Raw genomic sequence first — 23,275 nt, forward strand, 5'->3', positions numbered from 1 at the left:
GCCGCCCGATCCCTCGGGCGCCTAGTCCCGGATCCACGACCCGATGACGCCCGGGACAACCGGCGCGCGATCGCCGATGAGTGCCTTGACGTTGCCCTCGCTCTCGATCCCGGTGGTGACCCGGCGGACCTTGCCCTTCTTCTGCCGCTCGTCCGCCGCCCCGCCAACCGGCATGCCGCCCATCATCGTGCCCGTGCCACGCGCTGCCGACATCGCCGCGCCGGTCTTGGCGCCACCCGCAGGCGTGCCCACGGCACTGGCCACTCCCGGTGACGCCTGCCCCAGCCCGGCGCCCATCCCCTTGGCCCCGCCGATCATGCCTGTCCCGCCAGCTCCTGCGGTTCCCCTTCCGACGAGCCCGCCCGCACCCGGCGCGGACGCGCCCATGCGGCCGCCGATTCCGGCCCGGCTACCTGCCCCGGTCGCTCCGCGACCATTGGTGACTCCGGTGCCCGCGATGCCCATGCCGTACGGGGAGTGCACGTCTCCTACTCCACCTGCACCTGTACCCGTGCCGAGCCCGCCGCCTAGGCCCGCGCCGCCCATGGGTGTCACCGTCCCTGCAATGCTTGGCGACGCCGCCACCGGCGCGTTCCCCACGGTGGCCGCGTGGGTTGCCAGACCGTCCGGGTTGATCCCGGCCAGCTGCGCCGCATTATTTTCTACTGCCCCAAATTGCCCGCCCCCACTTGCTTGCGCGCCGGTACCAACGCTCTCCATCGCGCCTGCCTGCAGGCCCGCGGTGGAAAGACGCCCCCTTCCGGCGATGTCGCTCATGCCGACGTCAACTCCCGCTCCCCCAGCGGCGTTGACGCTCGCGTTGCTCATGAGGTTCGTGATCGGCGGCACCGCCGCCTCCGCATGAGTCTGCAGCGTGGCCTGGAACTTCATGAGGTAGGCCTCCTCGACGGCCTTCTTCTCGATCGGATCCTGGATCGCCGCCACGATTCCCGTCGCGGACATCACCGGCCCGATGAGCTGAGCGTTCCTGGCCATCATTCCGTTGAGCGTGCCTGCAAACACCTGCGCGTTCGCCGCGAACGCCTCGCCGTGCGAGGCCACCTCGTTGATCTTCTCCACCGCCCGATCGAAGACCTCGCCCCGGTTATTCGACGCGATCGACGACGCGGCCTCACGCAGCTTCCCTGCGATCTCCGACAGCTTCTCGCCTAGGCTTCTCCACTGGGAAGCCGCCGCACTGGCGTCACCGATCTTCGTGCTCATCAGCGCGGTGTTGAGCTCGGCCAACGAGGAGGCCTTCATCACCAGCGGTACCGGGAAGGAGAAGTCCTGGTAGCGCGGCTCCGGTCGTGCCGGAAAGACCACGGAGTTCTCCCCTGTCGCCCCGCCCTCATCCGCGATGTCCATCCCGCGCGCCATGTACGAGTTCTGGTCACTCAGCGCCGCGTTCGTTGCCTGCAAAGCCTCGTTCAACCAGTTGACCTGCTCGCTGAAGGAAGAAAGGACCTCACTCGCCGAACCGACGCCGCCGTTCAGTACAGCGCCGTGGTTGGTGCCCAATTGATCAATTCCAGCAATTGTCGAGTAGTCGCTAGCAATCGTCTTGTTTCTTGAGATGCCCGCGGCCCAGTTCGATCCTTCGATCTCCCCGTCGATCAACTTATTTGCGTCGATGAGTGAATCGGGAATAGCTATGACATTCATGATTGTCGTTCCGCCTTTTCAATGAATTTCAGGAGTAGTTCATCCGACAATTGGCACAATTCTTCACGAGTGAAGGAGTTTCTCTTTGCTGTGAATGCGAAAATCCCTAGGCGCCCACCTTGTGTTGGGACGCTAGCCATACAGCTGTTCTCAGTTGCTTTCGAATCAGAAGAATGGAAATACGCCCCCTTAGTTTTGCTTTCGAAATGCGTTTCAATCGCCTCAGTACCTGCCAACACTTTTTCTTGGCTAGACAAGTCAGAAACGACCCCAAACTTTGCATCAGCCATCCCATCACCCGAGTGGTGAAATGAGCAGCCAGAGAACGGAATTGATGGATCGTAATCTCGAATCTCGGCAGGCTTCAACTCAAGTTGCTCGTAGTCCTCGACTGAGAGATCGTTGCACGCGTCGAAGAACTTGAAACCCGGCGCATCCTTGTCAAAATCGACCGGCGCAAAACTCGGGGTGCTGGTCGTGGCGGGCGTTGGATTCCCCACGGCGGTTGCTGCGGTTCCCCCAGAACACGCGGCAACCAGGGGGCCGAGCAGCAGTCCCAGCACCAGCAGGATGGTCTTGGCACCCGGCGGGTGCGTTGATTTATAGGTCACGAAAGGTAGTCCCCTTTCTCACTCGGTGGTGTGCCGTAGGTGGCACGCAGGAGGTGAGCTCACGCGCTGTGGCGCGGTGCACTGTGTCATAGACACCGCGGGCGTGTGGTCGGTTCCATCGAATGTGGCGGGGGTGCCGAAAGGCCGAACGCCTCGGCCCGCGCGATGCGGGCCGAGGCGTTTTTCGTCGTTAAGCGTTGGCGATGTTGCCGTTGTAGATGACGTTTCCGATCTGGAACGTGGCCTGGTAGAGGTTGTTGTAGCTGGTGTTGAAGGCGAACGCGAGGTTCGTCGCGGAGTGCGGCCCAAGCGGCAGGTCGAGCCCCAGGGATCCGGACTCAACCGGGGCGACGTCCTGGCCGTTGACCTTCAGGGTGGGGGTTCCCAGCGCGTCGATTGGCAGCGCCACGTCGTTGTTGTTGCGCACGAGGACGTAGATCACCGAGCCGGAGCCCTCAGAGTTGTAGTTCGCGTCCTGGATCTCGTAGGTCAGGTGGAGGCCGGGATCGTCCTGGGGGTCGCTGATGGATGCGGCCGTGACCGGGTCGACCGCGTCCGCATGGAATTGCGCCGCGCTTTCGGTAGTTGTACTAACGGAGACGTCCGCCGAGTTTCCCGAATCGTTATTCGAGCAAGCGCCGATGGTCACAGCGCACGAGGCAACGAGAGCGCAGGCGATGAGTCGGGTGCGGCGAACAGACATATCTTTCCCCTGTTGAAAGTCACTAGTTTTCTTTTGGCGTGGATCACAATGAATGTGTCGCTCAAACTGAGAAGTCCGAACGCTTTTCTTAGGAATTCTACCCTCGCCCGCACTGTGACAGTATTAAAGCTCGAAAACTAACCGTCCTTCCGCAACTTTTCGTCTAAGAATCTTTAGAAAGCTCAGGTTTTAATACACGTGCGTTCCATTGCCCGAATCCTCGGAAGTGCCAAGGCGCTGTGGCCCTACTATCTGGGCGTGATCTTCTCAGCCATCGTGGTCGCGGTGTTGGCGCTGGTCACCCCGTTCATCCTCAAGGACGCCACCGACACGATCGTCGAGACGGTCGGCGGCGGGCTGTCCGTCGAGGGCGCCACCCGCCACGTCATGTGGCTGGCCGTCGCCCTGCTGATCGCGCAGCTTCTCAACACGATCCTGCAAAACATCGGCGGCTACATCGGCGACGTGATGTCGGCGCGGCTGCGGCAGATCCTGTCCACCCGCTACTACGCGCAGCTGCTCGGCATGCCGCAGCGCTACTTCGACGACCAGGTCACCGGCACCATCATCGCGCGGTTGGATCGCTCGATCAGCTCGATCACGCAGACGATGCAGGCGATGGCCAACAACTTCTTCCCCATGATCATCACGCTCGTGGCGGTGCTGGGCATCTCGTCTTGGTACTACTGGCCGCTGGCCCTGCTGCTCGCCGTCATCGTGCCCATCTACATGTGGCTGACCGGGCTGACCAGCAAGAAGTGGCAGAAGATCGAGGGTGCCAAGAACGAGCAGATCGACCTGGCAGGCGGGCGCTTCGCCGAGGTCATCGGCCAGGTCAAGGTGGTCAAGTCCTTCGTTACCGAGCTTCGGGAGCTGGGCACCTTTGGCCGTCGATACGCGAAAACGGTGACGCTGACCAAGAGCCAGTCCGCGTGGTGGCACAGCATGGACGTCGCACGAGGCGGGGCGATGGACGTGATCTTTTTCGCCATCTACCTCATGCTCTTCTACCGCACGCTGCACGGCTACTTCAGCCTGGGCGACATGGTGCTTCTGCTGCAGCTGGTCAACATGGCGCGCACGCCGCTGACCATGATGAGCTGGGTGGTGGACACGACTCAGCGCGCGATCGCCGGCTCGAAGGACTACTTCGAGGTGATGGAGAAGCCGCTGGAGGACACCGTCAATGCCGAGCTGGTGGCGGCGACGAAGGCGTCCGACGTGCCGGTGCTCACCAAGGACGCGGTGCGCCCGCTCGTGCCGCAGGGCAATCGCCCCATGATCTCCTTCAACAACGTCTCCTTCGCCTACAACGAGGGCGAGCCGGTGCTGCACGGGGTGTCCTTCGAAGCCCAGCGCGGCCAGCGCATCGCGCTCGTCGGCGAGTCCGGCGGCGGCAAGTCCACCATTGTCAACCTGCTGCTCGGCCTCTACCGCCCGAGCGAGGGCAGCTTGGCTGTGGCGGGCTACGACGTGGGCATGCTCTCCGCCGAGCAGCTGCGCGCCAGCGTCGGCGTGGTCTTCCAGGAGTCCTCGCTGTTTTCCGGCACCGTGCGCGAGAACATCGCCTACGCGCGCCCGGATGCGACGGAGGAGGAGATCATCGAGGTGGCCAAGCGCGCCAACGCCCACGACTTCATCATGGGCTTCCCGCAGGGCTACGACACCGTCATCGGCGAGCGCGGCCTGCGGCTGTCCGGCGGGCAGAAGCAGCGCGTGTCGGTGGCGCGCGCCATGCTCAAGGACGCCCCTGTCTTGGTCCTCGACGAGGCGACCTCCGCGCTGGACACGAAGGCGGAGATCGCCGTCCAGGAGGGCCTCGACCAGCTCATGGTGGGGCGCACCACGCTCATCATCGCCCACCGCCTGTCCACCATCGCGGACGTGGACACCATCATCACGCTTCGCGACGGGCACGTCGACGAGATCGGCTCGCCCGCGGAGCTGTCGCGCTCCGGCGGCATCTACGCCGAGCTGCTCGCCCTGACCGCCCACTCCAGCGAGGCGAACAAGGAGCGGCTGAAGCGTTTCGGCTTCCAGTCCTAGTTTTATTCATCCCCGCGAGGCGGCGAGGGTTCGGTGTCGGGCTTTGTTAGTAGCGTAGGGGACATGAAATTCCCTTCCTATGACAAGCTCGTTGCCCGCCACACCATGAAGTGGACCCGCTACCCCGAAGACGTGATCCCACTGTGGGTGGCGGAGTCGGACTTTGCCACCTGCGAGCCGGTGAAGAAGGCGCTCGCCCAGGCCGTGGAGAACGAGTCCTTCGGCTACCAGCCCGACGGCAGCCTGTTACCCAAGGCCACGGCCGATTTTTACCGCACCCGCTACGGCTTCGACGCGAACCCCGAGTGGATCTTCGCCGTCCCCGACGTGGTGCGCGCCCTGTACATCGCCATCGAGCACTTCACCGCGCCCGGCTCCAAGGTCATCGTCCCGGTGCCCGCCTACCCGCCGTTTTTCCAGCTGCTGTCCGCCACCGGCCGCGAGGGGATCTTCCTCGACGCCCGCGGCGGCATCGACTTAGGCGAGGTGGAGCAGGCCTTCAAGGATGGCGCCGGGTGCATCCTCCTGTGCAACCCGCACAACCCGCTGGGCTACACCTTTAGCGCCGACTACCTGCGCGAGCTCGCCGAGCTGGCAGACAAGTACTCCGCCCGCGTGCTCGTCGACGAGATCCACGCCCCGCTGGTCTACGACGGCACCCACGTGGTCGCGGCCGGGGTCTCCGAGACCGCCACGCGGGTGTGCATCACCGCCACCGCCACGTCCAAGGCGTGGAACACCGCGGGGCTCAAGTGCGCCCAGGTGATCTTTAGCAACGAGGCCGACGTCGAGCGCTGGAAGGCGCTGTCGCCGGTCATCAAGGACGGCGTGTCCACCATCGGGCTCATCGCCGCCGAGGCCGCCTACCGCGAGGGGCTGGACTTCCTCGAGGAGGAGCTCGAGTACCTGCGCGCCAACCGCGACTATCTCCTTGCGGAGCTGCCCAAGCGCATCCCCGGCATCAAGGTCCCCGCCCTCGAGGCCACCTACCTGCTCTGGCTCGACTTCACGGACACGGCCGTGCCCGGCAACCCGAGCCAGTTCTTCGTGGACAACGCCCGCGTCGCGATGAACGACGGCGAGTTCTTCGGCGAGATCGGCAAGGGCTTTACCCGCATGAACATCGCCACCTCGCGCGAGATCCTCGAGCGCGCGCTCGATCAGATGGAGGCGGCCTTCGCGACGCTTGCTTAGCTTTCCGACGGCCAAGGTCGCTTTCCTTCCTTCCCCTCCTGGGGCGGGCGGGCTGGCGGCGGGCGTCGGCAAGCGAAACGGAATAAAGGGCGCGACGGAACCGTTTCAGTGGAGGTATCAACAACCGAAAGGCCGCCATGAGCACCATCCCGCTTTCCCTACTCGACTTTGCCACCATCTACGACGGCGAGCGCCCCGGCGTGAGCTTTACCCGCTCCGTGACGCTCGCGCAGAAGGCCGAGGAGCTGGGCTTCGAGCGGGTCTGGTACGCCGAGCACCACAATATGAAGTCAATCTCTTCGGCGGCACCCGCGGTGCTCATCTCCCACATCGGCGCCAAGACCTCCACCATCCGCCTGGGCGCGGGCGGGGTCATGCTGCCCAACCACTCCCCCTACACCGTCGCGGAGCAGTTCGGCACGCTCGCCGAGCTCTACCCGGACCGCATCGACCTAGGGCTGGGCCGCGCGCCCGGCACCGACCAGAACACGCTCGGACGCGCGCTGCGCCGGAGCCCGAACGCCGCCGAGAACTTCCCCGGCGACGTCGTCGAGCTGGAGAAGTACCTCGCCGACGAGTCGATCATCGCCGGCGTGCGCGCCACCCCGGGCGCGGGTACCCGCGTGCCGCTGTACATCCTGGGCTCCTCACTGTTCGGCGCGCAGCTGGCCGCGAAGCTCGGCCTGCCGTACTCCTTCGCCTCCCACTTTGCCCCGACCCACCTGGAGGAGGCTGTGGGCCTCTACCGGGAGACCTTCGTCCCGCGCGCGGAGGGCGATAAGCCCTACGTCATCGCGGCCGTCAACGTCACCGCCGCCGATTCCACCGCCGACGCCGTGCGCCAGCACGAGGACGTCAAGCGCGCGTGGGTGCGCAACATGGCTGGCCGCGGCCGCTACCTCACCGACGAGCAGCTCGACGACGTCATCGACTCCTACGCCGGGCACCAGATCCTCGACATGATGCGCTACACCGCCGTCGGCACGGGCGAGGAGGTACGCGACTACCTAGAGAAGTTCGCGGCCCACGCGCAGGCCGACGAGCTCATGCTCTCCCTGCGGGCGCCGTCGTTCGAGGAGTCGCTGCGTTCGCTGGAGATCGTCGCCGACAACCGCCCGGAGCTCAACGCCTAGCGCGGCTACTTCTCGACGACCAGCCCCGGGACCTGCGCCTTGAGCAGGTCGACGAGCTCGAAGGGGCGCGGCTCCGGCCCCTGGGGGAACTCGATGGTGTAGGCGCCGAGGTCGTTTGAGCCCGCCTCGCCCGCCTCCACGAGGTGCCGGGGCACGAGCGTGGCCAGGCTGTGGTTGCCCCGGCGCGAAATCCGCAGGATGGCCAGGTCCGACAGCGGGAAGTGCACGCCCGAGTGCGGCACCCGCACGTGCGAGTCGATGACGAGCACCGGGCGGCGGCGCTTGTAGGACAGCGCGAGGAGGCTGACGATCGCCGCGAGGATGCCCACCGCGGGGGCGAGCGCCGCCACGCTGAAGAGGTTGCGCAAGACGCCGTCCTCGTCGGGCCGCCCGATGAGCAGCACCGCGAGCAGGACGGCCATGAAGACCACGAAAACGGCGCAGATCTTCGTCGCCTTGCTCTTAAGCAGCGCGGCGGTCGAGGTGCGCACGGTGACGGTCATAGCCTCGAAGTCTACTGCCCGCTTGGGCCCAGCCTGTCGCCCCACACCCCTAATGCGGCGCTTTTCCAGTTCGCCCCTTCTTCGCCCGCGCTTCCTTGCGCGGGCCGCGGCTACCCGACGATCATCGACAGCACCACGATGACGGGGAAGGACAGCACGGTGGTCACGAGCCCCGCGTCGCGGGCGAGCGCGACGTTGGTGTGCTGGCGCAGGGCGTAGGTGTAGACGTTCTGCGCGGTCGGCAGGGCGCCGAGTATGCAGGCGGCCATGAGTTGGTGGTCGTGCAGCCCCAGCGCGGAGGCGAGCAGGAACGCGATGATCGGGTGGCCGACGTTCTTAGACGCCGCGACCGCGAGCACCTCCTTGCGCCACGCGGCGTTCCACGTCAGCCCCATGCCGAAGAGCACGAGCGCCAGCGGCACCGAGGCCCCGCCCAGCAGGGTGAGCGGCTGGGCGACGATGTCGGGCACGTGCCAGCCGAAGCCGGTAAACGCCAGCCCCGACAGGGCCGCGATCACCATGGTGTTCTTCAGCGGTGTGACCACCAGGTTCTTCCACAGGGAGGTGTGTTCGCGCTGGTGGAGGATGTCCAGCCAGGTCATGGTGACCGGGGCGTAGAACGCGATCTGGAACAAGATCACGGGGATGACCAGCGAAGCGTCGTCAAGCACGTACACGGCGAGCGGGATGCCCAGGTTGCCGGCGTTGGAGTAGCTCGCGGCGAGCATCGCGATGACGGAGTCCTCCGTCGAGCGGCCGGCGGCGAACCGGTAGACGAGGAAGAACAGCACGCCCGTGAGCAGCGCCGAGGCGACGATGACGATGAAGTTCTTGTTGAAGACCTGCCCCGGCTCCATGTGCGTGAGCTTGTCGAACAGCAGCGCCGGGGTGGCCACGAGGTAGACGAAGTTGCCCAGCGCCTGCGAGGCGTTGGGGCCGAGCGAGCGCCTGCGCCCCAAGACCACGCCGACCCCGATGATCACGACGATGATCACGAAGCCCTTCAGAACTTCCTCCATGCGCCTCATTATGCTCTTTCGGCGCCTAGCCTCCCGCGACCGCCCGCGCCAGCACGCTTTTTAGGGCGCGCCCGGGGCAGCCCCATAGGTTGCGAATCCTCGCATTAATTCCGTATTGCCGCCGCGGAGGTACTACCCTGCATACATGTTCTTCTCACACCGAGAAATGCCCTCCGCACGCTCCGGTGTGCACGATCGCCGCGCCCCGCTTGCCGCGGTGGCGGGCGCATCCCTCCTGCTCAGCGCCTGTTCCGCCGGGTACACCGCGACCGGCGAGTCGAGCGACGTCTCCCCCGCCGACACCATCACCATCGGTGCGACCGCGGCGCCGGCCTCGCTCGACTTCACCACCACTTCGGGGGCGGCGATCCCCCAGGCGCTCATGGGCAACGTCTACGAGGGCCTGGTGAGCATTGACCAGAACGGAGATATCCAGCCGCTGCTCGCCGAGAGCTGGGACGAGAGCGCCGACGGCACGGTTTACACCTTCCACCTGCGCCGCGACGTGCAGTTTTCCAACGGCGCCCCGTTCAACGCGGGCACCGCGAAGTTCTCCATCGACCGCGTGAACTCGGACGCGTGGACGAACGGCCTCAAGGCGCAGATGGCCAAGGTCGCCTCCACCCGGGTGGTGGACAACAACACCCTCGAGGTCACCCTCAGCCAGCGCTCGAACACGTGGCTGTGGACGATGGGCACCATGATCGGGGCGATGATGAGCCCCACCGCGGTGGACAACCTCGCGAACGAGCCGGTCGGGACCGGTCCCTTCGTCGTGGACAACTGGGCCGTAGGCACGTCGATAAGCATGCACCGCAACGAGAACTACTGGGGCGTGCACCCGACCGCGAAGCGCGCGGTGCTGCGGTACTTCGGCGACGCTATCTCGTTGACGAACGCGGTGCGCACCGGCGACGTCGACGTGGCGGTCGGCCTGCAGAACCCGGAGCTGCTCGACTCGCTGTCGAAGCAGGACGACCTCAACATCGAGGTGGGCACCTCCAACGGTGAGGTCGTGCTCAGCATGAACAACAAGCGCGCGCCGTTCACGGACGTTCGCGTGCGCCAGGCGGTCATGTACGGCATCGACAGGCAGGGGCTTATCGACGCTGCGTGGGACGGCTACGGGCTCGACACGGGCGGCACGCCGGTGCCCCCCACCGACCCCTGGTACACCGGCACCTCGCAGTACAACTTCGACCCGGACAAGGCCCGCCAACTCATGGAGGAGGCGGGCGCTGTGGGAACCCCGATCACGATCTCGGTGCCCAGCCTGCCGTACGCGCAGGCCGCGAGCGAGATGATCTACTCCCAGCTGCGCGACATCGGCTTCGACGTGAAGATCGAGTCGACGGAGTTCCCGGCGGTGTGGCTGGCGAAGGTGCTCAAGGGCAAGGACTACGACATGTCGATCATCGCCCACGTCGAGCCGCGCGACATCCCCACGCTGTTCGGCAACCCCGACTACTACCTGGGCTTCGACGACGCCACGGTGCAGCAGCTGCTGGCACAGGCGGACTTCGCCCCGGAGGATCAGTTCTCCGGGCTCATGAAGCAGGCGGTGACGGCCATCATGGATCAGGCCGCCGCCGACACTGTGTTTAACCTGCCCAACATCGTCGTCGCCCGCGACGGCGTGTCGGGAGTCCCGGTCAACCTGGTCAGCGACGGGCTGTCGCTGGCGCCGATCACGAAGACGTCCGCGAAGGAGGGCAGCTAGAGTGGGCAGGATCTTTAGACACCTCGCGCGCTACCTGGTCACGCTGGTGGTGGCGAGCATCGTCATCTTCGTCGCGCTGCGCATCGTGCCGGGCAACCCTGCCGAGATCGCGCTCGGCGTGACCGCGACCCCGGACTCCGTCGCCGCGCTGGAGAAGACCATGGGGCTCGACCGGCCGCTTCTTAGCCAGTACTTCTCCTGGGTGGGCGGGATGCTCACCGGGGACTTCGGCACCTCGCTGACTTCCGGCAAGGACATCTCGCCGCTCGTGGCTGACCGGCTGCAGGTCAGCCTCATCCTGGTGTCCGCCTCGATGGTCCTGGCGCTGCTCCTGGCCGTCCCGCTGGGCGTGTGGGTGGCCCGACGCGCCCGCCACGCCGACGGCGTGGCCATCACCGCGCTCTCCCAGGTCGGCATCGCCATCCCGAGCTTCCTCGCCGGAGTGCTCCTGGTCGCGGTCTTCGCGATCCAGCTGGGCTGGCTGCCGCCCAACGGCTGGGTGGTGCCCAACCAGGACTTCGGCGGGTTCCTCGCCCGCCTCGTGCTGCCGGTGTTCGCGCTCGGCATCGTGCAGGCGGCGATCATGACCCGGTACGTGCGCTCGGCGATCCTGGACGTGATGAACGAAGACTTCATGCGCACCGCGCGCGCGAAGGGGCTTTCGGTCACCCAGGCGCTGTGGGCGCACGGCCTGCGCAACGCCGCCCTGCCGGTGCTCACGGTGACCTGCCTGCAGATGACCTCGCTGCTGGTCGGCGCGGTGGTCATCGAGAAGGTGTTCGTCATCCCGGGGCTCGGCTCGATGCTTCTGGACTCGGTCACCACCCGCGACCTGCCCACCGTACAGACCATCGTCATGGTCTTGGTGCTGTTCGCGATCGTCGTCAACGCCGCCGTCGACCTGACCTACACGCTGGTCGACCCGCGCACCCGAAGGAGGGCCTAGACCCCATGAAGACGTTCTTTCACCGGATGCCCGCCACGGGCATCATCGGCGCGGCCATCGTCGCGGTGGTCGTGCTCATGGCGCTCGTTTCGCTCGTGTGGACCCCGGTCGACCCGCTGCACGTCGACGCCGCCATCCGGCTCCAGGGGCCGAGCCTGCATCACCTTTTGGGCACCGACCGCTACGGCCGCGACGTGCTCAGCCAGATCATGGTCGGCGCGCGGATCACGCTACTGGTCGGCGTGGTCGCCGTGGGCGTGGCCTGCGTCATCGGGGTGCCGCTGGGCATCTGGGCGGGCATGCGCCGGGGTGTAGCAGAGTCGGTGATCATGCGCGGCTCCGACCTGCTCCTGGCCTTCCCGGGCCTCTTGCTGGCCATCATCGCCACCGCCATGTTCGGGGCCACGACGCTGACGGCCATGATCGCCATCGGCCTGGCCAGCGTCCCGGCGTTCGCGCGCATCTCCCGCGCCGGCACCCTGTCGGTCATGGGCCGCGACTTCATCGCGGCCAGCTACTCCGCGGGCAAGGGCTCGTGGTTCGTGGCGCGCCGCCACGTGCTGCCGAACATCGCCAGCCTCATCATCGTCCAAGCCTCGGTCGCCTTCGCGCTGGCGATCCTCGCCGAGGCCGGCCTGAGCTTTCTGGGCCTGGGCACCCCGCCGCCGGACCCGAGCTGGGGCCGCATGCTGCAGTCGGCGCAGTCGTCGCTGGCCACGGCCCCGCAGCTCGCGCTGTGGCCGGGGCTGTCCATCGCCGCGACCGTGCTGGGGTTCAACCTGCTGGGCGACGGCCTGCGCGACCTGGCCGACCCGCGCCAGCTGAGCATGACCGAGAAGCACGACGCGCTGCGAAAGGCGGCCTAGGGACATGAACACTCTGGAAGTGCGCGACCTCGGCGTCGCCGGCGTGGTCCACGACGTGAGCTTCGACATCGCCCCCGGCGAGCGCGTCGGGCTCATCGGCGAGTCGGGCTCGGGCAAGACGCTGACCGCCCTGTCCGTCATGCGGCTGATCGACGCCGAAGGCTCCATCAGCCTGGGCGGCACCGACCTCCAAGCCCTGTCCGAGAAGGACCTGTGCGGCGTCCGCGGCAAGAAGGTCGCAATGGTATTCCAGGAGCCGATGACCGCGCTCAACCCGCTGCGCTGCGTCGGAAAGCAGATCGTGGAGGCCATCCGCATCCACCGACGAACCTCGCGCGTCGCGGCGAAGCACGAGGCGTTGCAATTGCTTGCCGACGTCGACCTTCGGCCGGAGCTCTTCGGGCGCTACCCGCACGAGCTGTCCGGCGGCCAGCGCCAGCGGGTCATCATCGCCATGGCGCTGGCGCACAACCCCGAGCTGCTCATCTGCGACGAGCCCACCACCGCCCTGGATGTGACCAGCCAGAAGGCGATCATCGACCTCATCCTGCGGCTCGTCGCCGACCGCGGCATGTCGCTGCTGTTCATCACCCACGACCTCGGTCTGGTGGCCAGGACCTGCCAGCGGGTGCTCGTGATGAAAAACGGCGCGATCGTCGAGGAGGGCCCCACCACCCACGTGCTCGCCGCCCCGGAGCACGAGTACACCCGCTCGCTGGTTGCGGCCTCCACGCTGCCCGCGGCGCGCCCGGCGAAGCACAGCGAGCAGGTGCTCATCACCGTCGACCACGCGACCAAGATGTTCCGCAAGACCGCGGCGGTCAGCGACGTCTCGCTCACCGTCCACCGCGGCGAGCGGCTCGGCATCGTGGGCGGCTCGGGCTCGGGCAAGACCACTTTGTTGAAGATGATCGCGGGCCTTTCCGCCCCCACCACCGGCACCGTGACGGTCGACGGCGACATGCAGATGGTGTTCCAGGATCCCATGGGCTCGCTGGACCCCAGGATGACGATCACCGACATCGTCTCCGAGACGCTCCCGCGCCGCGACGACGCCCGCGTGGCCGAGGTGCTCGATCAGGTGGGCGTGGATGCCGCGACGGCGACCAGGCTCCCCCACGAGTTCTCCGGCGGCCAACGCCAGCGCATCTCCATCGCCCGCGCGATCGCGCCGAAGCCGCGCATCCTCTTGGCCGACGAGCCGGTGTCCGCCCTCGACGTCTCGGTGCGCAAGAAGGTGCTCGCGCTCATCGACTCGCTGGTCGCCGAGGAGGACCTCACGCTCGTCTTCGTCTCCCACGACATCGCCGTGGTGCGCTCGGTGTGCACGCAGGTCGCGGTGATGAAGGACGGGGAGATCGTCGAGTACGGGCCGGTGGAGAAGGTGCTTCACGAGCCGGAGCACCCGTACACGCGAAAGCTCATCGACGCGGTCCCGAGCCTTACTACCAGCTAGGGATGAAAACGGCACCCCGCTTCCTCCTATTCGGTAAGGCGGGGTGCCTTGGCGTCGATAAGCAAAAGCCTAGGAATCGTTGATCATGAGCAGCACGGAGTCGTCGAGAACGTGCTCCTCGACGACCTCGAAGCAGGCGACGAGGTGATCGAACTCGGCGGCTTCGGTCCTACTCAGGCCGGGGTCTTTTTCCATGCTGCCTAGCATAGCCCCGGCCGCGGCGTTTGGCGGGCCGGGTGCGCGGTTCACCTCTTTCGGTGGGGAGACCGGCGCGAAAGCCGCAGGTGGAGCGGCCACACACGCACGCAAAGAACATTTGTTAATTAGACACTTGCCAAGTGTGCTTGCGTGGGGCTATGGTCGGACCTAGAAAGTGATTCACCCCGTCACCCCGCCGTCATTGTGACGGCCGCTACAGTTTGCGAAAGGGACTACCTCATGGGCAAGCAGACCCCACACATCAACCCCGGCGACGTCGACATCGCCCCCACCGTCCTCCTGCCCGGCGACCCGCTGCGCGCGAAGTTCATCGCCGAGACCTACCTCGACGACGTGGTCCAGTTCAACGCCGTGCGCAACATGCTCGGGTTCACCGGCACCTTCGAGGGCACGCCGGTCTCCGTCATGGGCTCCGGCATGGGCATCCCGTCGATCTCGCTCTACGCCTGGGAGCTCATCCACGTCTTTGGTGCGACCAAGCTCGTCCGCGTGGGCTCCTGCGGCGCGCTGCAAGAAGACCTCGACCTCTACGACGTCGTGCTCGCCCAGTCCGCCTCCACCGACTCCAACTTCCTGGCCCAGTACAACATCCCCGGCACCTACGCCCCGACCGGATCCTTCCGCCTCATCGAGGACGTCCGCGACCGCGCCCGCGCACAAGACATCCCCACCCACGTGGGCAACATCCTAAGCTCCGATGTCTTCTACAATGACGACGCCACCGCCAACGACCGCTGGGCGCGCATGGGCGTGCTCGCCGTCGAGATGGAGTCCGCCGGCCTGTACGCCACCGCCGCGCGGGCCGGCGTGGAGGCGCTCGGCATCTTCACCGTCTCCGACAACATCGCCACCGGCGCGAAGACCACCGCCGCGGAGCGCGAGACCGCGTTCACCACCATGATGGAGCTCGCGCTCCCGCTGGCGAAGATCTAAGTCCTCTATTCCCTCCGCGGCGGTGACTTCCCGCTGCCGCTTTTCCGTTCCTCTCGGCGGCGTCCCCCGTTCCATCCCCCTCATCGCGGGCGCCGCCTCCCCGCAAAGAGTCCCACCATGACCACCTCCAAGACTGCCTCCGCGCCCACCAAGCGCGCCTCGGCCGCCACCGCCTCCGCGGTGCTCAACCCCAAGGCCGCCGTCCCCATTCTCCTATTCACCTTCGTCTTCTGCCTCGTCATCGACAACGGCTTCAAGTTCATGACCAAGCCCATCGGCGAGGCCCTGGGCCTAAGCCCCACCACCGCCTCGCTACAGGCGACGCTGGCGGGCATCGTCATCGGCATCGGCGCGGTCGTCTACACCGCCCTCGCCGACACCATCTCCATCCGCCTGCTCATGACCGCGGGCGTGGCGATGGTCGCCGTCGGCTCCGTCATCGGCTTCCTCGGACAAGACGTCTGGGCGCTCGTGCTGCTCGGCCGCATCGTGCAGACCTGCGGGTTGGCCGCGGCCGAGACCCTCTACGTCATCTACGTGACCAAGTACCTCGACGCCAAGGATCAGAAGACCTACCTGGGCTTTTCCACCTCCGCCTTCCAGATGGCGCTGCTCGTGGGCACGCTGACCTCCGGGCTGGTTGCCACCTACGTGTCCTGGACCGCGATGTTCATCATCGCCTTCGCGCTCATCGTCACCATCCCGGTGCTGCTGAAGACCGTGCCCAAGGAGCAACACAGCGCAGGCCACGTCGACGTGCTGGGGCTCTTCCTCATCGCCGTCATCGCCACCTCTGTCATGTTCTTCATGCAGGCGTTCAACCCGCTCTACCTCTTGCCCATCGTGCTCGGCGTGGCGTGGTTCGCCTACCACGTGGGACACAACCCGAACGCCGTGGTCTCAGGCGAGTTCTTCCGCAACGGCCGCTACGTCTGCGTGCTGCTCATCGTGCTGCTCGTCTACTCCGTGCAGCTGGGCTACTCCGCCATCCTCCTGCCCTACATGGTCGACTCCCTGCACGGCATCAAACTCGACGGCGCCGCCTACATCCTGGCCCCCGGCTACATCTGCGCGGTCATCGTCGGCGCGCTGTCCGGCAAGATCGGGCGCGTGCTCTCCTCCCGGCAGACGATCCTCCTGGGGCTCGGCATGATCACCCTCGCGCTCGTCCTGCCCGCGGTGCTCATCAACGCCTCGGTCGCCGTGCTCATCGTCTCCATGGTCATCTTCCCCTCCGGCTTCGCACTCATGTACGCCCCGCTCGTGGCCACCGCGGTGGGCAAGATCCCGGCCGCAAAGTCGGGCATCGCGATCGGTTTCTACAACCTCACCATCAACATCGCGGTACCGGTGGGCATCGCCTACTCCGCCAAGCTCCTCGACATCGCCCCCTCCGCGCTCGGGCGCATGTCCAACGCCGCGGACCAGACCCAGCAGGTGGCCTCCACCATCCTGTGGATCCTGGCGCTCATCGTGATCGCGGGCATCGGCTTCTACCTCGCAACCGACCGCGTGCTCTCCCGCCGCGAGTCCGCGGAGGTAATGCAATAGACCCACGATGAAACCCTAGAAGTGTGAATGTGCCTTCCCGGCGCCTGCGCCTCCCGATAGTTCGGCGGGGCGGGGCACGAGAAGTTTTCGCGCCTCAAGCTGGCCTTTTATTTCAGGGAGGAGAATGGTCGATGTATCCTCAAATGGTGGATGCGCGCGACGAGTCGGCACTAGCTGCCATCAAGCTTTACTACGAGACCGGACTGAGCCAGGCCGAGGTGGCCAAGGCGCTGGGGGTGTCGCGCCCGACCGTGTCCAAGCTCATCCAGTACGGCAAGGAGCGCGGGTTTGTCACCATCGAGGTCCACGACCCGCGCGAGCAGACCTCCGCGGTGGCCGACCGGCTCGCCGAGCGCTTCGGGCTCAAGGAGGTGCGCATCGCCTACCCCGCCGCCAACACCGAGGAGGAGATCCTCCACGAGCTGGGCCAGACCGGCGCGGGGCTGGTCGAGTCGCTGGTCACCGACAACATGAGCGTGGGCGTGTCCTGGGGCAACACGATGAACTCGGTCGCCCACTCGCTGCGCGCCACCGGCGTCACCGGGGTCAAGGTGGTCCAGCTCAAGGGCGGGCACTCGCATTCCTCGCGCACGACCAACGACATGGACACGCTCACCCGCTTCTGCCACGCCTTCAACGCCCAGGCCGAGTACCTGCCGCTTCCGGTCATCTTCGACAGCGCGGAGGCGAAGGCCATCGTCGAGCAGGACCGCCACATCGCCCACGTCCTCGAACTCGGCCGCACGACCGACCTGTGCGTGTTCACCGCGGGCGACGTCAGCCGCCAGAACCTGCTGCTCAACCTCGGCTACCTGCGCGAGGAGGAGATCGAGGAGCTGCTGCGCACCGCGGTCGGCGACGTGTGCTCCCGCTTCTACACCGCCGACGGCGCCGTGGCGATGCCGAGCATCAACGACCGCACCGTGGGCATCTCCCTGCGCGACCTCGCCGCCCGCCCGCAGCGCGTGCTCATCGCCGGCGGCCAGTCGAAGGCGCTGGCGATCGCCACCGCGCTCCAGATGAGCCTTGCCACCCACCTGGTCACCGACGTCGCCACCGGCGAGAAGATCCTCTCGCTCTAGCTTTTGCTTATCGACGCCAAAGGCGCGGCCAGCTTAGGATACTGACCGCGCCTTTGTTCTTTGTGGAGTGCCCGCCGGAGCTACATGGCGACCACGCCCACGATGGCGGCGTTGAGCATGTTCGTGGCAAAGCCCGTCATGAGCGCGATGGGCGCGAGCTTGGCCACCTCGCCGCGGCGCTCGGGCACGAGCCCGCCGAGGGCGCCGATCTGGATGGCGATGGACGAGATGTTGGCGAAGCCCGCCAGCGCGAAGGTGGAGATCATGATCGACTTCGGGTCGAGGTTGGAGATGTTCTCGCCGAAGCTGGTGTAGCCGACGAACTCGTTGATGATGGTCTTCTCACCGATGAACGAGCCGACCAGGGAGGCGTGGTCCCACGGGACGCCGATGAGCCAGGCCAGCGGGGAGAACAGCAGCCCGACCAGCCCCTCGAGGGACCAGTTGTCCTGGCCGAACCAGCCGCCGATGCCGCCCAGGATGGCGGAGAGCATGGAGATCATCGCGATGAAGGCGATGAGCAGGCAGCCCACGGCGACGGCGATCTGGCCGCCGCTCATCGCGCCGCGGCCGATGGCGTCGACGATGTTCTTCGACTCGGTGTCGCGCACGTCACGGACGGAGGCGTCGAGCTCGGACTTCTCGGTTTCCGGCATGAGCGCCTTGGCCACGAGGATCGATCCAGGGGCGTTCATGACGGACGCCGCGAGCAGGTACTCCAGCGGCGCGCCGAGCAGCGAGTAGCCGATGAGCGTGGAGCCCGCCACCGAGGCGAAGCCGCCGGTCATGCAGGTAAACAGCTCGGATCGGGTGAGCTTTTTCAGGTAGGGCTGGATGACCAGCGGGGCCTCGGACTGGCCGAGGAAGATCACGGTGGCGGCCCAGACACTCTCCACCTTGGAGGTGCCCAGCAGCCACTTGAGCGCGCCGCCGATGATGTCCACGAGGAACTGAATGACGCGCAGGTAGTAGAGCGCGCCGATGATGGCGCCGAGGACGATGATGACGGGCAACACGTTGAGCGCGAAGACGAAGCTGTTGTCCTGCCCGAACAGCGAGCCGAAGACGAAGGAGGTGCCCTCGTTGGTGAAGTCCGTGAGCTTCTGCAGCGCCTGGGAGACCGACTTCATCACCTGGAAGCCGACCGACCACTTGAGCACGAGCAGCGAGAGCACGACCTGGAGCGCGAGCCCCACGCCGAGGGTGCGCCAGTTGATCTGGCGGCGGTTACGCGAAAACAGGATGAGCACCGCGAGGATGGCGATGATTCCTAGAAGACCTTGAAAGCGGGCCATGATGGTGGGGTTCTTTCTTACAGGGACTCGGGGCCGAAGGAGTACGGGAGGATCTCGGCGAAGGGGATGGAACGTGGGGCGCCAGCGTCGTCGACGATGACGCGCTGGCAGTCGAACTCGCGCAGGACCTGCCTGCACGCCCCGCAGGGATAGCAGGGCTCGCCGCGCTTGCCGACGATCGCGACCGCTTCGATCCGGAATCCTGGCTGGTCAATCCCGCGGCCGCCCGGGGTTTCCACGACCGCCCTGCCGATGGCGCAGCGCTCGGCGCACATGGTTAGCCCGTAGGAGGCGTTCTCGAAGTTGCAGCCGGTGACCACTCGGCCGTCGGAAAGCAGCAGCGCGGCGCCGACCCGGAAATTGGAATAGGGCGCGTACGACGATTCTTGGGCGCGGATGGCTTCCTGGAGAAGCTCGGTATCCGTGGGTGTCACTCTTCTCACCTCATTTACAATTGTAAATTTCAATGCTTGACATTTGTTCTACGCACGATGATAATCAATCTTGCCCAGACATACAATGGTTTCCGACACAATTGATCAAAATAGGTAATGCGAGTCACAACATGGGCCCGCGGAGCGTCGGAGGCCGCTTCCCTCGAACACGAAAGGTCGCCATCATGGCAGAGAAGTTTGATGCCGTCGACGTCATCCGCACCAAGCGGGACAAGCAGCGCCTCAGCAAGGACCAGATCGACTGGGTGATCGACGCCTACACCCGCGGCGTCGTAGGGGACGAGCAGATGGCCGCGCTCAACATGGCCATCTTCTTAAACGGCATGGACCGCGAGGAGATCGTGCAGTGGACCCAGGCGATGATCGACTCCGGCGAGACCATGAGCTTCGCGGGGCTTTCCCGCGTCACCTCGGACAAGCACTCCACCGGCGGCGTCGGCGACAAGATCACCCTCCCGCTTGCCCCGCTCGTGGCCAGCTTCGGCGTGGCCGTCCCGCAGCTGTCCGGCCGCGGCCTCGGCCACACCGGCGGCACGCTCGACAAGCTCGAGTCCATCCCCGGCTGGCAGGCGGAGATCTCCAACGAACGCATGATGGAGATCCTCGAGGACCCCGGCTGCGTCATCTGCGCCGCGGGCGCGGGCCTCGCCCCCGCCGACAAGAAGATCTACGCCCTGCGCGACATCACCTCCACCGTCGACTGCATCCCGCTCATCGCGTCGTCGATCATGAGTAAGAAGATAGCCGAGGGCACCGCCAACCTGGTCCTCGACGTCAAGGTCGGATCGGGGGCGTTCATGAAGGACATCGACATGGCCCGCGAGCTGGCCCGCACGATGGTCGACCTCGGCACCGACGCCGGGACCAACACGGTCGCCCTGCTCACCGACATGTCCGTCCCGCTCGGCCGCACCGTCGGCAACGCGCTCGAGATCCGCGAGTCCGTCGAGGTGCTCGCCGGTGGCGGCCCGCTCGACGTCGTCGAGCTAACCCTCGCGCTCGCCCACGAGATGCTGGAGATGGCGGGCGTCCACGACGCCGACGTGGACGCCGCGCTCAAGGACGGCCGCGCCATGGACACGTGGAAGAAGATGATCCGCGCCCAGGGCGGCGACCCGGACGCGGCGCTGCCCACCGCCAAGCACACCCACGTGGTCACCGCCGAGCGCGACGGCTACCTCACCGAGATGGACGCCCTCGCCGTGGGCGTGGCCTCCTGGCGCCTGGGCGCCGGGCGCGCCCGCAAGCAGGACCCGGTCCAGGCCGGCGCCGGCATCGAGATCCACGCCGGCCTAGGCGAAAAGGTCGCCAAGGGGCAGAAGCTGTTCACCCTGCACACCGACGACGAGGATCGCTTCGAGCGCGCACTCGAGTCGCTGAATCCGGGCATCGCCATCGGCGACGAGGCCCCGACGCTGCGCTCCTCCGTCGTCCTGGATCGCATCTCCTAGCCCCCATCCTCACCCCGCCGCCGGTTGGAGGCCGCGCGCCGTAGGCGTCGACAAGCAACCGGCGGAAAACACTAGTTCTAATTTTTGGAGAAGAAATGTCTACCTCACCCCTTAGCCGCGCCGAGCTCGCCCACCTCATCGACCACACCCTGCTCGCCCCCGAGGCGACCCCCTCCCAGGTCGAGGCGCTCATCGAGGAGGCGGTGGCGCTGGGGACCTACTCCGTGTGCATCTCGCCGAGCCAGCTGCCGGTGACGGTGCCGGACCCCCTGCACGTGGCCACCGTGGTCGGCTTCCCCTCCGGCGCCGTCAAGGCCGAGGTCAAGGCCGCCGAGACCGCCCGCGCCGTCAAGGACGGCGCCGAGGAGATCGACATGGTCATCAACCTCGCGTTCGCCAAGGAGCACAAGTTCGCCGACACCGAGGCCGAGATCGCCGCCGTCCGCGCGGCCTGCCCGGGCAAGGTGCTCAAGGTCATCATCGAGTCCGCCGCGCTCACTGACGAGGAGATCGTCGGCTGCTGCGAGGCTGCCGAGCGCGCAGGCGCGGACTTCGTCAAGACCTCCACGGGCTTCCACAAGGCGGGCGGCGCGAGCGTGCACGCGGTCGAGCTCATGAGCAAGACCGTCGCCCCGCGGCTCGGCGTCAAGGCCTCCGGCGGCATCCGCGACGCCGCCACCGCCCAGGCGATGGTCGCGGCCGGTGCCACGCGCCTGGGGCTCTCCGCCTCCGCCGCCATCCTGGCCGGATGCGAGGAGTAGCCGTGAACCCCGAGCTTCCCTCCACCGCACGCGCCTGGGCCGAGCACGATCCCGACCCGGCTACCAAGCAGGAAATCCTGGCCCTCATCGAGGAGGACAACGAGGCCGAGCTGGCCTCCCGGTTCGCCGGGCCGCTCGAATTCGGCACCGCTGGCCTGCGCGGGCGCATCGGCGCCGGCGAGTCCCGCATGAACCGCGCCGTGGTGCTGCGGGCCACCTTCGGGCTGGTCAGCTGGCTCAAGGAGAACGTCAGCGAGCACCCGCGCGTGGTCGTCGGCTGCGACGCCCGCTACGGCTCCGCCCAGTTCCACCGGGATGCCGCGGCGGTTGTCTCCGCGCTCGGCGGCACCGCCCTCGTGCTCGACGCCAAGCAGCCCACCCCCGTGACCGCCTACGCGGTGCGCGCCCTCGACGCCGACGCCGGCGTCATGGTCACCGCCTCCCACAACCCGCCCCGGGACAACGGCTACAAGGTCTACCTCGGCGGCGACAGCCACGGCTCGCAGATCATCGCCCCGGTCGACGCGGGCATCGCGGCGCTCATCGCCACCGCCCCGCCAGCGGACGAGGTCCCCACCTCGCAGGAGAACATCGAGTACATCGACGTCGACTATGTCGACGCGGTCGTGGACAAGGTGATCACCAAGAGCGATAACCAGGACGGGCTGCGCGTCGTCGCCACCGCCATGCACGGCGTCGGCGGGGCAACGCTCGTCCGGGTGCTCACCAAGGCCGGGTTCACCAACGTCGACCTGGTCACCCAGCAGGCCTTCCCCGACCCGGACTTCCCCACCGTCACCTTCCCCAACCCGGAGGAACCCGGCGCGCTCGACCTCGCGCTGGCCAAGGCGAGGGAGGTCGACGCCGACATCATCGTCGCGCTCGACCCCGACGCCGACCGCTGCGCGGTGGCCTGCAAGCACGAAGGCCAGTGGCGCCAGTTCACCGGCGATGAGACCGGCGCCGTGCTCGGCGAGTGGATCGCCCGCGGGCACGACGCCCACCCGGAGGCCTCCGGCACGACCCTGGCCAACTCCATCGTCTCCGGCCGCCTGCTCGGCCGGATCGCCGCAGCGCACGGCATGGGCTACGTCAACACCCTCACCGGCTTCAAGTGGATCTCCCGCGCGCCGGAGCTGGCCTTCGGTTACGAGGAGGCCATCGGCTTTTGCTGCCAGCCCGACCTCGTGCGCGACAAGGACGGCGTCTCCGCGGCGCTGACCCTGTGCCACATGGCCGCGGAGCTGAAGAAGGAATCCAAGACGCTGGTCGACGTCCTCGAGGAGCTGGCCCGCACCCACGGCCTCTACCACACGGCGCCGCTGACCTTCCGCGTGGAGGATCTCTCCATCCTGGGCGCGGCCATGGACAAGCTGCGCGCGGCGCCGCCGACCGAGCTCGCGGGCTCGAAGGTCGTAGACATCGCCGACCTAGAAAAGGGCGGCGACCTGCCGCCGACCAACTGCCTCATCTTCGTCACCGAAGACAACGACCGGGTGATCGTGCGGCCCTCGGGCACCGAGCCGAAGGTGAAGTGTTACCTGGAGGTCGTCCTCCCGTGCAGCGATGAGGTCCCGTGGGACGCCGCGCGCGAGCGCATCGGGCTGCTCAAGGAGCAGATGAAGGCCGTCATCGGCATCGCCTAGAAAAACGCGTTGGCTGGCTC

21 protein-coding genes are annotated in these 23,275 nt (G+C 66.7%); 13 read left to right on the top strand and 8 right to left on the bottom strand.

All coding sequences use genetic code 11. From position 1 onward, the window contains the following. Nucleotides 1-21: 21 nt before the first annotated feature. The 3 genes from B843_RS13845 to B843_RS09720 all read right to left on the bottom strand — a co-directional run bounded on the left by B843_RS13845 (nt 22) and on the right by B843_RS09720 (nt 2,979). Complete coding sequence (locus B843_RS13845; protein WP_025253318.1) at nt 22-1,665, bottom strand: hypothetical protein; 1,644 nt, start codon at nt 1,663-1,665, stop codon at nt 22-24. After that, nucleotides 1,662-2,276, bottom strand: coding sequence for a DUF3558 family protein (locus tag B843_RS13565; protein WP_081751559.1), 615 nt, complete (start codon nt 2,274-2,276; stop codon nt 1,662-1,664). Before B843_RS13565 ends, B843_RS13845 begins: the two co-directional genes overlap by 4 nt. Before the next feature lie 190 nt (nt 2,277-2,466). Then, nucleotides 2,467-2,979: a hypothetical protein gene (locus B843_RS09720; protein WP_025253319.1), complete on the bottom strand. Its 513-nt coding sequence runs from the start codon at nt 2,977-2,979 to the stop codon at nt 2,467-2,469. 198 nt (nt 2,980-3,177) lie between these two features. Between B843_RS09720 and B843_RS09725 the strand changes: the two genes are divergently transcribed. From B843_RS09725 to B843_RS09735, 3 genes are all read left to right on the top strand, one after another. After that, nucleotides 3,178-5,025: an ABC transporter ATP-binding protein gene (locus B843_RS09725; protein WP_025253320.1), complete on the top strand. Its 1,848-nt coding sequence runs from the start codon at nt 3,178-3,180 to the stop codon at nt 5,023-5,025. 63 nt (nt 5,026-5,088) lie between these two features. Beyond that, nucleotides 5,089-6,219: a MalY/PatB family protein gene (locus B843_RS09730; RefSeq protein WP_025253321.1), complete on the top strand. Its 1,131-nt coding sequence runs from the start codon at nt 5,089-5,091 to the stop codon at nt 6,217-6,219. 137 nt (nt 6,220-6,356) lie between these two features. Continuing rightward, nucleotides 6,357-7,352: an LLM class flavin-dependent oxidoreductase gene (locus tag B843_RS09735; RefSeq protein WP_025253322.1), complete on the top strand. Its 996-nt coding sequence runs from the start codon at nt 6,357-6,359 to the stop codon at nt 7,350-7,352. 5 nt (nt 7,353-7,357) lie between these two features. Here B843_RS09735 and B843_RS09740 read toward each other — a convergent pair whose 3' ends face one another. Both B843_RS09740 and B843_RS09745 read right to left on the bottom strand, forming a co-directional pair. Continuing rightward, on the bottom strand, nt 7,358-7,855 hold the full coding sequence (locus B843_RS09740; protein WP_025253323.1) for a hypothetical protein: 498 nt from the start codon (nt 7,853-7,855) through the stop codon (nt 7,358-7,360). Nucleotides 7,856-7,965: 110 nt separating this feature from the next. After that, the gene (locus B843_RS09745) at nt 7,966-8,874 is read right to left on the bottom strand and encodes an AEC family transporter (RefSeq protein WP_025253324.1); all 909 of its coding nucleotides are present in this window, start codon (nt 8,872-8,874) and stop codon (nt 7,966-7,968) included. Between the two features lie 166 nt (nt 8,875-9,040). Between B843_RS09745 and B843_RS09750 the strand changes: the two genes are divergently transcribed. Genes B843_RS09750 through B843_RS09765 form a run of 4 tightly spaced genes read left to right on the top strand, consistent with a single transcriptional unit; the run spans nt 9,041 to nt 13,862 of the window. Beyond that, nucleotides 9,041-10,594 (top strand): ABC transporter substrate-binding protein, encoded by a 1,554-nt coding sequence (locus tag B843_RS09750; RefSeq protein WP_051483489.1) that lies wholly within the window; start codon nt 9,041-9,043, stop codon nt 10,592-10,594. A 1-nt stretch (nt 10,595) separates the two neighbouring features. After that, nucleotides 10,596-11,540 carry an ABC transporter permease gene (locus B843_RS09755; protein ID WP_025253326.1) on the top strand — a complete coding sequence of 315 codons (945 nt, stop codon included), beginning with the start codon at nt 10,596-10,598 and terminating at the stop codon, nt 11,538-11,540. Nucleotides 11,541-11,545: 5 nt separating this feature from the next. Continuing rightward, on the top strand, nt 11,546-12,406 hold the full coding sequence (locus B843_RS09760) for an ABC transporter permease (protein WP_025253327.1): 861 nt from the start codon (nt 11,546-11,548) through the stop codon (nt 12,404-12,406). Between the two features lie 4 nt (nt 12,407-12,410). Next, on the top strand, nt 12,411-13,862 hold the full coding sequence (locus B843_RS09765; RefSeq protein ID WP_025253328.1) for an ATP-binding cassette domain-containing protein: 1,452 nt from the start codon (nt 12,411-12,413) through the stop codon (nt 13,860-13,862). A 69-nt stretch (nt 13,863-13,931) separates the two neighbouring features. On the opposite strand, the gene B843_RS14210 is transcribed toward B843_RS09765, so the two are convergent. Next, on the bottom strand, nt 13,932-14,057 hold the full coding sequence (locus B843_RS14210) for a hypothetical protein (protein ID WP_269319731.1): 126 nt from the start codon (nt 14,055-14,057) through the stop codon (nt 13,932-13,934). 243 nt (nt 14,058-14,300) lie between these two features. Between B843_RS14210 and deoD the strand changes: the two genes are divergently transcribed. The 3 genes from deoD to B843_RS09780 all read left to right on the top strand — a co-directional run bounded on the left by deoD (nt 14,301) and on the right by B843_RS09780 (nt 17,647). Continuing rightward, nucleotides 14,301-15,014: a purine-nucleoside phosphorylase gene (deoD, locus tag B843_RS09770; protein WP_025253329.1), complete on the top strand. Its 714-nt coding sequence runs from the start codon at nt 14,301-14,303 to the stop codon at nt 15,012-15,014. A 117-nt stretch (nt 15,015-15,131) separates the two neighbouring features. Then, nucleotides 15,132-16,565, top strand: a complete 1,434-nt coding sequence (locus tag B843_RS09775; protein ID WP_025253330.1) for an MFS transporter — start codon at nt 15,132-15,134, stop codon at nt 16,563-16,565. A 143-nt stretch (nt 16,566-16,708) separates the two neighbouring features. Then, entirely contained in the window at nt 16,709-17,647 is a 939-nt protein-coding gene (locus B843_RS09780; RefSeq protein WP_025253331.1) for a sugar-binding transcriptional regulator, read from the top strand. 80 nt (nt 17,648-17,727) lie between these two features. On the opposite strand, the gene B843_RS09785 is transcribed toward B843_RS09780, so the two are convergent. Beyond that, complete coding sequence (locus B843_RS09785; RefSeq protein WP_025253332.1) at nt 17,728-18,942, bottom strand: NupC/NupG family nucleoside CNT transporter; 1,215 nt, start codon at nt 18,940-18,942, stop codon at nt 17,728-17,730. A 17-nt stretch (nt 18,943-18,959) separates the two neighbouring features. Continuing rightward, complete coding sequence (locus B843_RS09790) at nt 18,960-19,376, bottom strand: cytidine deaminase (RefSeq protein ID WP_025253333.1); 417 nt, start codon at nt 19,374-19,376, stop codon at nt 18,960-18,962. Nucleotides 19,377-19,561: 185 nt separating this feature from the next. Here B843_RS09790 and B843_RS09795 point away from each other — a divergent pair, with 185 nt between their 5' ends. The 3 genes from B843_RS09795 to B843_RS09805 all read left to right on the top strand — a co-directional run bounded on the left by B843_RS09795 (nt 19,562) and on the right by B843_RS09805 (nt 23,255). After that, nucleotides 19,562-20,848, top strand: a complete 1,287-nt coding sequence (locus tag B843_RS09795) for a thymidine phosphorylase (protein ID WP_025253334.1) — start codon at nt 19,562-19,564, stop codon at nt 20,846-20,848. A 95-nt stretch (nt 20,849-20,943) separates the two neighbouring features. Next, nucleotides 20,944-21,609 carry a deoxyribose-phosphate aldolase gene (gene deoC / locus B843_RS09800; protein ID WP_025253335.1) on the top strand — a complete coding sequence of 222 codons (666 nt, stop codon included), beginning with the start codon at nt 20,944-20,946 and terminating at the stop codon, nt 21,607-21,609. Continuing rightward, nucleotides 21,597-23,255, top strand: coding sequence for a phospho-sugar mutase (locus tag B843_RS09805; RefSeq protein WP_051483490.1), 1,659 nt, complete (start codon nt 21,597-21,599; stop codon nt 23,253-23,255). Before deoC ends, B843_RS09805 begins: the two co-directional genes overlap by 13 nt. Nucleotides 23,256-23,275: the final 20 nt, after the last annotated feature.

Source organism: Corynebacterium vitaeruminis DSM 20294, from assembly GCF_000550805.1.
Taxonomy (GTDB): domain Bacteria; phylum Actinomycetota; class Actinomycetes; order Mycobacteriales; family Mycobacteriaceae; genus Corynebacterium; species Corynebacterium vitaeruminis.